Annotated in this window: 12 protein-coding genes and 2 tRNA genes; 2 read left to right on the forward strand and 12 right to left on the reverse strand. The window is 44.9% G+C overall.

What is annotated here, in order from left to right; all coding sequences use genetic code 11:
• Window positions 1–96: 96 nt before the first annotated feature.
• Together motX and AACT19_RS24250 are read right to left on the reverse strand one after the other, a co-directional pair.
• On the reverse strand, window positions 97–732 hold the full coding sequence (gene motX / locus AACT19_RS24245) for a flagellar protein MotX (RefSeq protein WP_004735859.1): 636 nt from the start codon (window positions 730–732) through the stop codon (window positions 97–99).
• 298 nt (window positions 733–1030) lie between these two features.
• On the reverse strand, window positions 1031–2347 hold the full coding sequence (locus AACT19_RS24250) for an adenylosuccinate synthase (RefSeq protein WP_017078237.1): 1317 nt from the start codon (window positions 2345–2347) through the stop codon (window positions 1031–1033).
• Window positions 2348–2519: 172 nt separating this feature from the next.
• Between AACT19_RS24250 and AACT19_RS24255 the strand changes: the two genes are divergently transcribed.
• Complete coding sequence (locus AACT19_RS24255) at window positions 2520–2708, forward strand: DUF2065 domain-containing protein (protein WP_026012244.1); 189 nt, start codon at window positions 2520–2522, stop codon at window positions 2706–2708.
• Window positions 2709–2903: 195 nt separating this feature from the next.
• Here AACT19_RS24255 and hflC read toward each other — a convergent pair whose 3' ends face one another.
• The 8 genes from hflC to tsaE all read right to left on the reverse strand — a co-directional run bounded on the left by hflC (window position 2904) and on the right by tsaE (window position 12435).
• Window positions 2904–3881, reverse strand: a complete 978-nt coding sequence (gene hflC, locus AACT19_RS24260) for a protease modulator HflC (RefSeq protein ID WP_004735862.1) — start codon at window positions 3879–3881, stop codon at window positions 2904–2906.
• Between the two features lie 2 nt (window positions 3882–3883).
• On the reverse strand, window positions 3884–5086 hold the full coding sequence (gene hflK, locus AACT19_RS24265; RefSeq protein WP_004735863.1) for an FtsH protease activity modulator HflK: 1203 nt from the start codon (window positions 5084–5086) through the stop codon (window positions 3884–3886).
• Window positions 5087–5113: 27 nt separating this feature from the next.
• Window positions 5114–6421: a ribosome rescue GTPase HflX gene (gene hflX, locus AACT19_RS24270; protein WP_076649151.1), complete on the reverse strand. Its 1308-nt coding sequence runs from the start codon at window positions 6419–6421 to the stop codon at window positions 5114–5116.
• Between the two features lie 44 nt (window positions 6422–6465).
• Window positions 6466–6732, reverse strand: a complete 267-nt coding sequence (hfq, locus tag AACT19_RS24275) for an RNA chaperone Hfq (RefSeq protein WP_004735866.1) — start codon at window positions 6730–6732, stop codon at window positions 6466–6468.
• Window positions 6733–6924: 192 nt separating this feature from the next.
• Window positions 6925–7857: a tRNA (adenosine(37)-N6)-dimethylallyltransferase MiaA gene (gene miaA / locus AACT19_RS24280; protein WP_004735867.1), complete on the reverse strand. Its 933-nt coding sequence runs from the start codon at window positions 7855–7857 to the stop codon at window positions 6925–6927.
• A gap of 97 nt (window positions 7858–7954) precedes the next feature.
• The gene (gene mutL / locus AACT19_RS24285; protein WP_076649153.1) at window positions 7955–10204 is read right to left on the reverse strand and encodes a DNA mismatch repair endonuclease MutL; all 2250 of its coding nucleotides are present in this window, start codon (window positions 10202–10204) and stop codon (window positions 7955–7957) included.
• Window positions 10205–10255: 51 nt separating this feature from the next.
• Complete coding sequence (locus AACT19_RS24290) at window positions 10256–11977, reverse strand: N-acetylmuramoyl-L-alanine amidase (protein ID WP_017089314.1); 1722 nt, start codon at window positions 11975–11977, stop codon at window positions 10256–10258.
• Entirely contained in the window at window positions 11971–12435 is a 465-nt protein-coding gene (gene tsaE / locus AACT19_RS24295) for a tRNA (adenosine(37)-N6)-threonylcarbamoyltransferase complex ATPase subunit type 1 TsaE (protein ID WP_004735870.1), read from the reverse strand. Before tsaE ends, AACT19_RS24290 begins: the two co-directional genes overlap by 7 nt.
• Before the next feature lie 247 nt (window positions 12436–12682).
• On the opposite strand from tsaE, the gene queG reads away from it, so the two are divergent.
• Complete coding sequence (gene queG, locus AACT19_RS24300) at window positions 12683–13825, forward strand: tRNA epoxyqueuosine(34) reductase QueG (RefSeq protein WP_004735871.1); 1143 nt, start codon at window positions 12683–12685, stop codon at window positions 13823–13825.
• Between the two features lie 632 nt (window positions 13826–14457).
• Here the strand turns inward: queG and AACT19_RS24305 are convergent.
• Together AACT19_RS24305 and AACT19_RS24310 are read right to left on the reverse strand one after the other, a co-directional pair.
• Window positions 14458–14533 (reverse strand) — tRNA-Gly (locus AACT19_RS24305).
• A 77-nt stretch (window positions 14534–14610) separates the two neighbouring features.
• Window positions 14611–14687 (reverse strand) — tRNA-Met (locus AACT19_RS24310).
• Between the last annotated feature and the right edge of the window lie 52 nt (window positions 14688–14739).

Here is a 14739-nt window from a genome sequence, read left to right on the forward strand (position 1 = left end):
TTTAATGGAATTGGTATTAATACGGTATCTTTCTATATCAAGATAGATGGCTAACGAGTGCAGTCGTTCACCATCTACCTTAATTAATATTCGTAATTACCAGAACACGTCTCGACGTTTTGCTCGAGCGATAATGTTGTCAGGCATTCTCTGTTCCAGACCGCTACGAAGCACGGTGATGCGTTTGTGTTGCCTATCATCCGCGGTCACCGAGTTGTATAACCAGCGGTAAGCATCTTCATAATCTAACGGGCTACCGTAATCACGCAACAAGAGTTCCGCTAAGTGAATGCTTGCACTTAGATTACCCATAGAGGCCGCTTCACGTAAATACGGAATCGCGCGCTCTTTGTCTTGTTGAACCAAAGTTCCGCGAGAGTAATAACGACCTAGTTGCTCTAGTGCAGCCGGTAAACCTTGATGCGCCGCGTTTTCCATATAGTAAATGCCAAGCTCGACATCTTGTGGAACACACACGCCCCAAGCCAACATATCACCGTATAAAAACTCATAAGAAGGTAAGCTAATACGCGTTGCACGAGCAACGATATCTTCAACTAACTGGCACTTATCAGCTTTCACTCGCTCTAGGTGTTGATTATTCTCGATTAAATTAATCAGTTCAGCTTCTGTATATATTGGAACGGGCTCTCCCACGTCAGTCAAATTTGCATGACTCAAGGGTGAGCTCAGCGCCATTATCAATGAAGCTGCTACAATTCGTAGCTTCATACCTGCACTCTATTATCTGTCGCTAAAGTTATCTATTGAGGGCCGCAGAGGATTTCTACACGCACAAAACAGGGTGAACTTCACTTTCCATGATATCTGTATCGGCAATAACCCTGACGGCTTTAGACAAAACTTGCCGCTAATGGGCAATATTTTGCCTGATGACGCTTAAAAGATCACCATCAAAGAGTGCGTGGCTAAATTGCAGGTACTAAAAAGCCGACTTAATAAAGTCGGCTTTTAGAAAACTATTTCATTATCAGAGCACGGTTAGTGCTTCGTAATCACTCAGCGGGCATTATGCGCCGTATGGGTGAACCTTGATGATAGTTTCGTTACGATCTGGGCCAGTTGATACGATATCAATTGGAACGCCAGTTAGGTCTTCGATACGCTTGATGTAATCTAGAGCAGCTTGTGGAAGCGCGTCGATAGATTTAGCACCAAATGTGTTTTCAGACCAACCAGGCATTGTTTCGTAGATTGGCGTCGCTTCTTCGAATGACTCAGCAGCCATTGGAGAAACTTCTAGGATAGAACCATCTTTCATCTTGTAACCAGTACAGATTTTTAGTTCTTCTAGGCCATCTAGAACGTCTAGTTTAGTTAGACAGATACCAGATAGAGAGTTGATTTGGATTGCACGACGCATAGCAACAGCATCGAACCAACCAGTACGGCGTAGACGACCAGTCGTTGCGCCAAACTCGTGACCAACATCGCCTAGGTGCTTACCAACTGGGTCTTGTTTTTCAAGGCCATCGTATAGCTCAGTTGGGAATGGACCTGAACCAACACGAGTACAGTAAGCCTTAGTAATACCAAGGATGTAACCGATGTGACGAGGACCAAAACCAGAACCTGCAGCAACACCACCAGCAGTCGTGTTAGAAGACGTTACGTATGGGTAAGTACCGTGGTCGATATCTAGTAGCGTACCTTGAGCACCTTCGAACATGATCTTGTCGCCGCGCTTACGTGCTGCGTCTAGTTCGTCAGTTACGTCGATAACCATCGCAGTTAACATGTCTGCGTAGCTCATCGCTTGCTCAAGAACTTCTTCGTAGCTTACTGTTTCAGCTTTGTAGAAGTGCTCTAGTTGGAAGTTGTGGAATTCCATAACTTCTTTTAGCTTCTCAGCAAATGCTTCTTTATCGAAAAGGTCGCCAACGCGTAGACCGCGACGAGCAACTTTATCTTCGTAAGCAGGACCGATACCACGACCCGTTGTACCGATAGCTTTAGCGCCACGAGCGATTTCACGCGCGTTGTCGATTGCAATGTGGTACGGAAGAATTAGAGGACAAGCTTCAGAGATGAAAAGACGCTCACGTACTGGGATACCGCGATCTTCAAGAGGTTTCATTTCTTTAAGAAGTGCGTCAGGCGATAATACTACACCGTTGCCAATAACACATTTAACGTTATTGCGTAGGATACCTGATGGAATTAAGTGAAGAACGGTTTTTTCACCGTCAATTACAAGTGTGTGACCTGCATTGTGACCGCCTTGGTAGCGAACCACGTATTTTGCATCTTCAGTTAAAAGGTCAACGATTTTACCTTTACCTTCATCACCCCATTGGGTGCCTAGAACGACTACGTTATTTCCCATCTTTCCAATTTCTGTTGCTAATTAAAAATGGATTCTAGCACCGAATCACATTTCTTGCAGTCATTTTTTGTTCATAATTGTTAAAGCTAACGACAAGCAAATTTGCAATGACACCGCGAAGATCCGTAAAGATGCTGATATTATTATCTTTTTACAGGCAAAAGGCAGCAACATGTCTAATTCTATCTGGCTCGCAATCGGGCTTGTTCTTATCGTTGAAGGGCTGGGGCCCTTGATTGCACCTAATGGCTGGAGAAACATGGTTGCTCAATTAAGCCAACAGCCAGACACGCAACTGCGCCGAATTGGCGGTTGCCTTGTGGTTGCCGGCGTCGTTATCGCTTTCATGACCTACCGCTAGGCTTTCTCAAAGCACGGCTCTGTCGCTCGATTTTCCTCGAGGACGCAATGGCCAATATTCAGTCTTTAGTCTTTAGTCTTCAGTCTTCAGTCTTCAGTCTTCAAAGAATAGAAAACAAAAAGGCTCCCATAATGGGAGCCTTTTAAGTTTTAACGTATTTTGCTTATTGAGCTAAGCATCCGCTAACGCATCAGCTTATTTTGCTGGAGCGCCGCTCGCTTGATTCATGTATTGGAAGAAGTCCGTCTTCGGATCCAGTACTAGAATGTCGCTCTTATCGCTAAATGATGTCTCATAAGCTTGCAATGAACGCATGAAGCCATAGAACTCAGGATCTTTACTGTACACATCAGAGTAGATCTTCGCTGCTTCTGCATCTGCATCACCACGAGTGATTCGAGCTGTACGGTCAGCTTCTGCAAGAACTGTTGCTACTTCTAGCTCAGCTTGAGCACGGATAACTTCTGCTTTCTCACGACCTTGAGAACGGTGTCTACGAGCAACCGATTCACGTTCTGCACGCATACGGCGGTAGATAGATTCACTGATTTCGTCAGGAAGGTTAATCTTCTTCATTCGGAAATCAACAACTTCAACACCTAAATCAGCCATCGCACTTTCTGACGTTCCAGACAAAACGTTTTCCATGATCTTATCGCGTTCGCCATCAACTTCTAGAGCTTCTGCAGCTGCTACCGTTGTGACGACTTCGCTATCAGCAGAGTCTGGCAGTATGTCCTTATTACGAGGGCCTGACACGATCTGCTTAATTTCACGAGCACCAATTTCAGAACGAAGAACATCTGTCACTTTACGCTCAAGAAGTGCTTCTGCCGTCATGATATTACCGCCGCCAGTACTCAGATAAAAACGTCCAAAATCAGCAATACGCCATTTTGCATAGGTATCAATTAGAACGTCTTTTTTCTCTGATGTTACGAAACGGTCAGAACGACCATCCATCGTTTGAATACGAGCATCAAGTACTTTTACGCGATCAAACATAGGCAGCTTAAAGTGCAAGCCTGGTTCATAGATTCGTGATACGCCGTTGTCATCGAGAACTCGACCAAAACGGATTACCATGCCACGCTCGCCTTCTTGAATCACAAATAGTGACATCAATAGAAGGGCAATCGTCACAACTAATACAGGGATCATTAATTTACGCATTATTAGTATCTCCCTTGACGTGAACTGTCTGAACGAGTTTGAGTGCTAGACTTTGGATCCGCTTGAGTTTCTAACTCAATTTGATCGTAAGTTGATGATGCTTTTGCAGGGCGAGTGCCCGACTGAGAACCACCTTGTGCGCCTAGCTTATCAATTGGTAGGTATAGCAAGTTACCGCTTGATTCAGAATCAATCAGGACTTTCGATGTGCTTGAGTACACTTTTTCCATTGTATCAAGGTACATACGGTTACGTGTTACTTCAGGAGCAGCTTGGTATTCAGGTAAAAGCTTCTCGAACTGAGCAACTTGACCTAGAGCACCATTAACTGTGCGCTCTGAGTAACCCACCGCTTCTTTCTTCAAACGCTCAGCACGACCTGTTGCTTTTGGAAGAATGTCATTTCGGTAAGCTTCAGCTTCACGTTCAAAACGCTCTTCATCCTCTCGAGCCGCGATAGCATCATCAAATGCATCTTTCACTTGCTCAGGTGGACGTGCTGACTGGAAGTTCACGTCAACAATTAGAATACCCATGTCGTAGCTATCAATAATACGGTTCAAGGTTTCTTGAGTGCTTTGACGAATCTGCTGACGACCACTTGTTAGGATACTATCCATTAGTGAGTCACCAATTACCGCACGAAGCGCAGAATCAGTTGCTTGACGTAAGCTATCGTCCGCATCCGTTACACGATACAAGTACTTGTATGGGTCAGAAACACGGTATTGAACGCCCATTTCAACCGTCACAACGTTTTCATCTTTCGTTAGCATGGTGCCAGAAGCACGTAGAGAACGAATCGCTTGAACGTTAACCAGTTGCTCATCTTTAATTTCATCGATGAAGCGTGGGTGCCAGTTAAGACCCGGTTCTTCGATACGGTCGAATTGACCCAGTCGAAGTACAACGGCTCTTTCTGCTTCGCCAACGGTGTAGAAACCAGCGAAGAACCAGATAGCAATCGCAATGACAGCAATGACACCAAAGCCAATCGCACCGCCACCACCAATAGATGGCCCGTTACCGTTGCCACCTTTTTTACCAAACTTGCCACCTAACTTTTGACTTAGTTTACTAAACACTTCGTCTAAGTCTGGCGGTCCTTGATCTCGGCCGCCGCGATTATTGTTCTTACCCCAAGGGTCATTATCGCGGCCGTTATTATCGCCGTTGTTATTATTTCCAGGCTCATTCCACGCCATTAGAAAGCTCCATCATTTGATATGACGTTATACTGTAGCAGTCTCTTTGGTAACGATAAAGTCACCTAAGAGCGCCCCTTCTCTTTTTTCAAGTTTAGACCAATCTATTTGTTGCATTCGGATATCTATCAACAAGTTACCATTTTCATCATACTCTTCCTGTTGAATACATTTCATCTCGAAGAATAAGCTGCGAATACGGCCTTGATGTTGATGTGGAATACACAACCGGAATTGAACCATTTGACTCGCTAAACGCTCAGTTAAAGCCTCAAACAGCAGTTCAATCCCTTCTCCTTCCATTGCAGAAACCCAAACAGCGCGTGGTGCGCCCTCTTCGTCTCTTTCAATTCGAGGTTTTTGGTCTTCCATGCCGTCAATTTTGTTCATGACTACAAGGGTTGGCACTTCATGAGCATCGATTTCTTCTAATACTTCATGAACAGCCTGAATGTTCTCACGAAAGCGGTCATCACTGGCATCAACAACATGTAACAAAATGTCAGCTTCCTGCGTCTCTTGTAACGTAGCCTTGAACGCAGCGACCAAGTCGTGTGGTAGATGACGGATAAAACCTACGGTATCTGCGAGAATTGCAGGCCCGACATCTGCCAATTCAATCTTACGTAGTGTTGGGTCTAGAGTTGCAAACAGTTGGTCTGCCGCATAAACACCTGCACTAGTGATTTGATTGAAAAGTGTTGATTTCCCTGCGTTGGTATAACCAACCAAAGAAATTGTTGGGATTTCAGCTCGATTACGAGCACGTCGTCCTTGTTCACGCTGCTTAGCCACTTTCGCTAAACGACGTAATATCGCTTTTATACGGTCACGCAACAAACGTCGATCGGTTTCCAGTTGAGTTTCACCTGGACCACGAAGACCAATACCACCTTTCTGCCTTTCAAGGTGAGTCCAACCACGAATCAATCGGGTAGAGATATGACGAAGCTGAGCGAGCTCAACTTGTAGCTTACCTTCATGAGTTCGCGCACGTTGTGCAAAGATATCTAAGATTAAACCCGTGCGATCAATCACACGACATTTACACAATTGCTCGAGGTTTCGCTCTTGGGCAGGAGAGAGAGAGTGGTTAAAAATCACAATTTCAGCACCGGTCAGCTGAACGGCTTGAGCGATTTCTAGGGCTTTACCTTCTCCAACGTAGTATTTAGGGAGTGGGGATTGTCGGCTACCAGTAATCACTTGTAGCGTTTCTACCCCCGCTGAGGAGACCAGCATTTCACATTCGCTTAGGTCTTCCCATTCTCCCTCTTGCGTGAAGTTGATATGAACAAGTACGGCTCGCTCGCCGGATTCATAACGGTCAAACAAGCAACCAACTCCTTATTACAGCGCAAGCTGTATCAATTGAACGATTAATCTTCAGTCTTCTCTGGACGATCAGATGGCGCACGCTGTTGCTCGCCGCTGTGGTGACTAACTGCACGAGCAGGAACCACAGTAGAAATCGCATGCTTGTAAACCATTTGGTTTACTGTGTTCTTCAATAAGATCACGAATTGATCGAAAGACTCGATCTGACCTTGCAGCTTGATGCCGTTAACAAGATAGATAGAGACTGGAATGCGCTCACGACGGAGTGCATTTAGGAATGGGTCTTGTAGCGATTGCCCCTTAGCCATTTTATTTTCCTTATTTATATTTTGTTGTAATTATTTAGCTAGTGGTGCACAAAAAGGTGCGGCCTTTGCATCTGAGCTAAACGAATAAAAAAACTCCGTTGTTATTGAAAGGCTGTGATTTTTAAAAGCCTCAATAACTGATCCTTTTCAGAGTATATTCACGCAAAAGCGATCACATTATACACAGCAATACTAATCAGATGCTATTGCATCTGAAAGAGTTTCTAACGCCTGTTCAATGTTTTCGCTATCCAACCAAGTTAAATCATCCCAACTGCGTAACCAGGTGATTTGTCGCTTGGCCAATTGACGGGTTGCGCAGACACCACGGAAAACCGCTTCGTCTAAATCGCAATTCCCATCTAAATAATCCCACATCTGCCTATAACCAACGCATCGGATCGATGGCAGTTCAGGGTGAAGATCGTCTCTGGCATATAACGCCTTCATCTCATCTTCAAACCCCGCCTCTATCATCTTCTCAAAGCGAAGTTCAATGCGGCGATGGAGCTCTTTCCTTTCCTTGGGAGCTATTGCAAATTGTTTTACACGAAATGGCAGGCTATCGCCTTTCGTTTGAGTTAGCTCTGTTAATGTTTTACCCGAAATTCGGTAAACTTCCAATGCCCTTGAAAGCCTTTGTGGATCATTTGGGTGTATTCTTTCAGCGGATACGGGATCTATCTCTCTTAATTGATCATGCAATGCCTGCCAACCCTGTTCAATAGACTCCGCTTCAATCTGCTTACGAATCTCTTGATCCGCGGCCGGTAATGGCGATAAGCCTTCCAACAATGCCTTGTAGTACAGCATTGTGCCACCAACCAGTAACGGGATTTTTCCTTCCGCTACAATCTTATTCATTTCATTGATCGCATCACGACGAAAATCTGCCGCAGAATACGCTTCGCTTGGATCGAGAATATCAATCAAACGATGGGGCGCGAGCGCGAGCTCTCCTGCATCCGGTTTAGCGGTGCCGATATCCATGTCTTTGTAGATCAATGCTGAGTCGACACTGATGATCTCTACTGGGTACTTCTGACGTAAGCGGATAGCTAAATCTGTTTTTCCTGATGCCGTAGGGCCCATTAAAAACAACGCTAAAGGTAATTTTTCAGTCATGATATTTTGTATTTGTTTCTCTGTTAGAGCGCTTTATAAAAAAGGGCTTCGTATCGCGATACATTCAGTTGCAAAGATAAATGCCATCGCGAAAAAGTTAAACCGTAAACGCGGCTATGGTCGCTGAAAAGTCGATAGGATTTACAAACTCTGGATCATCTAATGGAAGTAGACCATGCCAGAGCTGTTCAAGTTCCCCAACTAGTTGAACCGCTTCAGATAAAGTGTAGTCGCTTTTTACTTGTGCCGTTTGAATCCCGATCCAGTTGACCAATGATGGCAACATATCGTTAAAAACAGTAGCAGCGTGATTATCGACAATCTGAGCGTTTAATGAAGCCGCGTAAGATAACAGATCTGGGATCAAAATTTGTAAGTTTTGCTGCCTCAAAGGAGAAGGCACGCCCATTACCATTACCGCTTCACTGTTTCGCGCCTTAAGCTCAATCCCCAATAACGCCAGTGTTTGGCTCAACGCCTTAGCAACCTCGACAAGTTCACTACCAAGCTTAATCGATAAAGGCACCAATAGCGGTTGGCTTTTTAACGCCCCTTCTCGAGTATCAAGTTGGCCAATCACACGTAGCAATTCCGCTTTGGCTAGAGACACCAATACGCTGCCGTTTTTGTTTCCCATTACCAAATATTGGCGTTCCACTACCGAGACAGCTTTGCCTAAGTCCGTCACAGGAGCTCTTGGTTTTGAATGAACCAGGTTCTGTTGAGCAGGCTTAGCTTCTATATTTCCTTTATTTTTTATGTTGTCTCTGGTTTCTACTGGTGCCACATGCTCTTGAGGAGATGATGGGACTACAACTTGACCATCAAAATCTGGCGTTTTCAGAAGCTCTTTATAGGCTTTCACTTCTCGCTTAGAGGGCGCGGGTTCACCATGATGTTGGTGCTGCTCTTTTTCTTTTTTAGGTTCAGGTCGGGACTCTATCCACTCTTGACGAGGAGACCCGGTAAAACTGGTTTCGCAAGCCGACGAGCCTGTGTTAGCTGAGCTAATGTTAGTAGACGAATCTAAGTTGGTTGAAGAGCCCCTGCTAGGCGATGAACCTCGGTTGGCTGTTGAGCCATAATGTTGCCCACCATCATTAACGCTGTGTTGAGGTTGATCATAAGTGCGCTCAGACTCTGCTTTTCTCGGGTAGGCTGGCGTTTGCTCAATAGCATGTCGTTCACTATCAGATACTTGGGTTTGATCCGAACGGCTAGGCATTGAGCTTTCAGGCTCTGAGAAACTGGCCACTTCACCGATACCAGAGTTCGAGCTATCTTGCTGATGATGAATCACTTCTGACTGATGAAACGCAGACTGCTTGATCGGTGCTGCATCAATTTGTTTGCTTTGGGCTAAGCCATCACTCAACGCTTGGTAGATAAAGTCGTGTACAAGGCGGGCTTGATGGAAACGCACTTCGTGTTTGGCAGGGTGAACATTCACGTCCACCTGATGTGGGTCTAGCTCAATGAACAACACATACGTCGCAAATTGGTCTGGGCGCAGGCTGGTTTCGTAGCTTTGACGAATCGCATGATTGATCAGCTTGTCACGCATCATACGACCATTCACATAGCAGTATTGCAGATCGCTTTGTTGTCTTGCTCCTTCTGGCGTGGTGATCCAGCCATGAAGTTTTAGGCCTTGATGCTCAAGTTCGATCTTAAGCATATGACGAACAAAAGGATTGCCACATACCGCAGCGATTCGCTTTTCTGCTTGAACTTGTGTTTTGGCAGCGCGGTACTGACGAATCATTTTACCGTTATGGCGAAGGTTAATCGTCACATCAAAGCGACTCAATGCGATGCGTTTAAGCAGCTCATCGATATGTGTGAATTCAGTTTTCTCGGTGCGTAAAAACTTGCGGCGTGCTGGCGTATTGAAGAACAGGTCCAACACCTCAACCGAAGTACCAATAGGATGCGCCGCAGGCTGCAGTTTCACCTGCATATCCCGACCTTCACTGTGCGCAGCCCAAGCTTGATCTTGAGTCGCAGGGCGTGAAGTCATGGTTAAGCGCGCAACAGAGCTGATACTCGCGAGCGCCTCACCACGGAAACCAAGGCTGACGATCGCCTCAAGGTCATCAAGGGTATGAATCTTAGAGGTAGCATGACGGCTCAGCGCCAACGCAAGCTCATCTTTAACGATGCCCTTGCCGTTGTCACGAACGCGGATCATCTTGGCGCCACCTTTCTCGATATCAATATCGATACGTGTGGCACCTGAATCCAAACTGTTCTCTACCAACTCTTTCACAACAGAAGCTGGTCTTTCTACCACCTCACCCGCTGCGATTTGGTTAGCTAACCGAGCTGGCAGTATTTTGATCGTCATATTTATAGCTACCTTACTGCCATTGATGGAAACATGTCTGCGTTAAAAAGCTTATTTGTGCGGAATAATCAACACCTGACCCACCGCTAGGCTGTCAGATCGTAGCTTATTCGCTTGGCGAATGCTGTTGACGCTCACGCCATATTTAGAAGCAATCTTACCCAGGTAGTCACCTCTTGCGACTTTATGTTTACGCAGAGGTACGTCTTTCACTTCAACCGTAATACGTAGCTTCTGGCCTACTCTAACGGTTTCAGACTTCAAGCGGTTCTCACGTTTGATATCTGCAACCCGTACTTTGTAACGGCTGGCTATCTTGCCTAGGTACTCTCCAGACTTAACCGTGTGAGTGATGGTCTTAGTTTTCACTGCACTGCTTGATGATGACCCTGAAGCACTGCTTGGGATCTTAAGCACTTGGCCGATCGCTAGGCTGCTCGATTTCAGATTGTTGAATTTCATCAACGTCTGTGTCGAGGTGCCATATTTACTCGCAATCACCGATAAAGACTCACCACGAGACACTTTATGTTGGCTTACGCTACCCGTTGACGACGTTGCGTTAGACAAGATAATCCCTTCTGGCGGGTTAGCCTTCAAATACTTAACGACCGCTTTGGTCACTGCTCGTGCCAATTTATCTTGGTGCGAACGTTGGAAAAGCAGCTTCTCTTCGGTCGGATTCGAAATAAAGCCCGTCTCGACCAAGACCGATGGTATCTGTGGTGAACGCAATACCGCCAAACTGGTATTGATTGGTTTACTGTTATGAAGCTTAGCAACCTTACCCATCTCAGACAGGATGGTTGTTGCAAGCTTATAGCCCTCTTTCTGTGAGTGGCTGAACTGCAAATCAAGCAGAGTTTGGTTTACGTTCTTATCATCAATATTGCCAGTGAAAGCCGCACCGCTACCACCGAGTAATTCAGACTGCTTCTCTTTGTTCTCGATCCATCGAGAGATCTCGGTATTTGCGCGTCGAGTATTCAACACAAACACCGAACCACCTCGTGGTTGCGGGGTCGTAAACGCATCCGCGTGAATAGAGATAAACAAGTGAGCTTCATTTTCACGAGCAATCGCAACACGTCGGTTAAGATTTACAAAGTAGTCGGCATTGCGAGTCATACGAGTTTTGATCCCCGGGACCGCATTCAACTGTGCAGCAAGCTTACGAGAAATACTCAGAGTCGCATTCTTTTCATACTTACGACTTGGACCAATAGAGCCTGGATCCTCACCACCGTGACCAGGGTCAATCACGATCAGAATGTCTTTCTGACGTTTAACCTGATTAATATTTTTGCTCACCGTTGGTTTACTCGGCTTCGACGTCGTTGTCCCCTTGCTTGCCGCACCATGAGGCAGATCGATCACCAGACGATGTCCGTACTGACCACCAGGAGTCGGGCTGAGTTTAAACAGCTCCGCTGTAGAGGATTTCTTCAACTCAAAAACCAAGCGATAGGTATTTTTGTCTGGCGGTGAACTCTTACGAATCTTAGATAGAACGGGGCTATCTTTCACCACGACCGGTAACTTAGTTGCAAGGTTGGTATGTTTTAAATCGACCACTAAACGACTCGGGCTACTCAAGGTGAAATAGCTAAAGTCCGCTTCTGATTTTAAGTCGATAACCACACGAGTTTCTTCTGGAGAAGGCCAAACCCTTAAACTTTTCAGTGAGTTTGCAGAAACAAGTGAAGAAAACAGTATAGAAAAAACAGCAGCCGTCATGGCTACTGCTGAAATAAGGCGTCTAGAAATCAACATAACTCCAACTGACTAAGTAAGCGCTGTCCGTATTCACTATTAGCGGTTAAAGAAACAATACGGTGATCGTCTTGGTAACGAATATCAATGTCCAAATCGGCTTCTGGTAGCATCCCATAGCCTTTCTCAGGCCATTCAACCAAACAGATAGCATCTGGTGTGAAGTAATCACGAATCCCCATGAACTCCAATTCTTCAGGATCGGCTAAGCGATAAAGATCGAAGTGATATACCTGCCAATCGGCAAGTTGATAAGGTTCAACTAGAGTATACGTTGGGCTCTTTACATTTCCTTGATGGCCAAGTGCTTTTACAAAGCCACGACTGAAGGTCGTTTTACCTGCGCCAAGATCACCATGCAGATAAATAGTCGTCTGCTGTGAGCAAAGATTAGAAAGCTCCGTCCCTAATTGAATCGTTGCTTGTTCATCTTTCAAAGTAAATTGTTTCGTGCTCATGAATACGTTCTCTAAAAATCGATCGTTGACTATATAAAAATCAAAAGAACAAGAATAGTAAACCGTGATGCTTTTAGTAGACAAGCACTCAAGTGTAAGTTCTATGAAAAATACTGATCAAAACACGTCAGTTCTGGTCAATATCACTAAGATCCGTTAAGATCCGCCCCCATTTTTGCCGAACCTAATTTTAATTAGCCTTATCTCTAATTGTAAAACAGAGAAAATAAGAATTAAGAATGAAGCCATGAATCTAGACCATCTTGCTGAAAAAATTAAAATCTGGGGAAAAGAGCTCGGCTTTCAAAAAGTTGGCATCTGCGATGTTGATTTAAGTGAACACGAAGCCCCTCTTCAAGCATGGCTAGATGCTGGCAACCACGGCGAAATGGATTGGATGGCTCGACATGGAATGATGCGCGCACGTCCTGATGAACTTCATCCAGGCACCATTCGAGTGATCAGCGCCCGAATGAACTACCTACCACCAGAAGCTCAGTTTGCCTCTAACCTAAGCGATACCACTCAAGGCTATATCAGCCGTTATTCTTTAGGCCGCGATTATCACAAATTGTTCCGTAACCAGTTGAAAAAGCTGGGACAAAGAATCGAAAAAGAGGTCGAAGGTTTAGACTCACGTCCTTTCGTGGATTCAGCGCCTATTTTGGAAAGACCGCTCGCTCAAAAAGCGGGGCTGGGTTGGACAGGTAAACACTCGTTAATTCTTGATAAAGACGCGGGCTCTTGGTTCTTCCTAGGAGAACTGCTGGTTAATATCCCGCTTCCTGTTGATGAACCGAGTGTCGATGAGTGCGGAAAATGCACCGCATGTATCACTTCTTGCCCAACGGGTGCCATTATTGCTGATGGCGTAGTGGATGCTCGAAAATGTATTTCGTACTTAACCATTGAATATGATGGTGTGATCCCGGAAGAATTTAGAGACGCCATTGGTAATCGTATTTACGGTTGCGACGACTGCCAGTTAGTGTGCCCGTGGAACCGTCATGCCGAACTCACAGAGCAAACAGACTTTCATCGTAGAGAAGATTTCCAAGAAGCCGATCTGGTTTCACTTTCAAGTTGGGACGAAGCCACCTTCCTAAAGAAAATGGAAGGCTCAGCAATAAGACGTATCGGCCACACCCAGTGGTTGCGCAATATCTTTGTTGCGATGGGCAATGCACCATTTCAACAACGCATTGTTGAAACACTAGAATCCCATCAAGGCAAAAACGAAATGCTAGATGTGCATATTGAGTGGGCTTTGAATAAACAACTACAACAGTTACCCAACGCTAGCGGTGTGCAAAGAAGTAGCAGTAAAATATCCACCAAAAAGCACAGACTGATACGTATTGTTGAGAAAGGACTGCCAAGAGACGCCTAGCCCTTTAGGCATCAACGATTGGCTAGCTAACCTACCTAAATAATCCAACATTTAAGACAACCCGTTGCACATAATTTTAGAACAATGTTTGACCTTGTTCTCAATTTTAGCAATGTGGAAAAAATTCAGAACTCTCGTAAACTTCCGACACTCTCACAAAGTTAAACACAGTACCGATAAATGATTAAGATCAAAAAACAACAAGTTAACGATCTTTTATCAAATTCAAGATAAACACTCAAACTGATAAAAAACAACAAGTTACGATCGCCACAATTCAGCTAATATATTGAAAACAAGAAAGATCTTTTGGGGATATGTAAAGAATTAAGTCTGAAATAACTTTATCAACCAAGTTATCCACACCTAACATTTTGTGGATAAGTCTGTTTATAGATGTGAAAAACCTCAAGTATCTGCTTCAGAGACCTGATGTTTACTAGCATTCCAGTTGCTAAGAAAAATTTAAGACAAAAAAATATCCACCATGATGGAGGATTATTTGCTTTTTGGGGGGATTATGCTTCGCAGCATTAAAGAAAGAGCGTGACCTTTAAGGTCGTCTTTAAACTCTGTGATCTAAAGAAAAACACGGTGGTTTAAAGAGTCTTAATAGCTTTTTAGAAGAAAGCTGGAGCGATACATCGGGTTCGAACCGATGACCTCAACCTTGGCAAGGTTGCGCTCTACCAACTGAGCTAGTATCGCATTAGTTAACCGTTAATACTGTCTGCTAAGAAGCTAAGCGCTTACTGAAAGGCAATGTACAACGTGTAACTGTAATGTGGTTGCGGGAGCCGGATTTGAACCGACGACCTTCGGGTTATGAGCCCGACGAGCTACCAAACTGCTCCATCCCGCGTCCGGATGCATTGTTTAAGACAATGAGGCTTAAATTGGAGCGATACATCGGG

The sequence above is a fragment of the Vibrio sp. 10N.222.47.A9 genome, assembly GCF_963872585.1.
GTDB classification, from domain to species: Bacteria; Pseudomonadota; Gammaproteobacteria; order Enterobacterales; family Vibrionaceae; genus Vibrio; species Vibrio splendidus.

Bases quoted from the DNA above. Each gene is read 5' to 3' on its own strand.
- motX (WP_004735859.1), bottom strand. From the start codon at position 732: ATGAAGCTACGAATTGTAGCAGCTTCATTGATAATGGCGCTGAGCTCA.
- AACT19_RS24250 (WP_017078237.1), bottom strand. From the start codon at position 2,347: ATGGGAAATAACGTAGTCGTTCTAGGCACCCAATGGGGTGATGAAGGT.
- AACT19_RS24255 (WP_026012244.1), top strand. From the start codon at position 2,520: ATGTCTAATTCTATCTGGCTCGCAATCGGGCTTGTTCTTATCGTTGAA.
- hflC (WP_004735862.1), bottom strand. From the start codon at position 3,881: ATGCGTAAATTAATGATCCCTGTATTAGTTGTGACGATTGCCCTTCTA.
- hflK (WP_004735863.1), bottom strand. From the start codon at position 5,086: ATGGCGTGGAATGAGCCTGGAAATAATAACAACGGCGATAATAACGGC.
- hfq (WP_004735866.1), bottom strand. From the start codon at position 6,732: ATGGCTAAGGGGCAATCGCTACAAGACCCATTCCTAAATGCACTCCGT.
- miaA (WP_004735867.1), bottom strand. From the start codon at position 7,857: ATGACTGAAAAATTACCTTTAGCGTTGTTTTTAATGGGCCCTACGGCA.
- mutL (WP_076649153.1), bottom strand. From the start codon at position 10,204: ATGACGATCAAAATACTGCCAGCTCGGTTAGCTAACCAAATCGCAGCG.
- AACT19_RS24290 (WP_017089314.1), bottom strand. From the start codon at position 11,977: ATGTTGATTTCTAGACGCCTTATTTCAGCAGTAGCCATGACGGCTGCT.
- tsaE (WP_004735870.1), bottom strand. From the start codon at position 12,435: ATGAGCACGAAACAATTTACTTTGAAAGATGAACAAGCAACGATTCAA.
- queG (WP_004735871.1), top strand. From the start codon at position 12,683: ATGAATCTAGACCATCTTGCTGAAAAAATTAAAATCTGGGGAAAAGAG.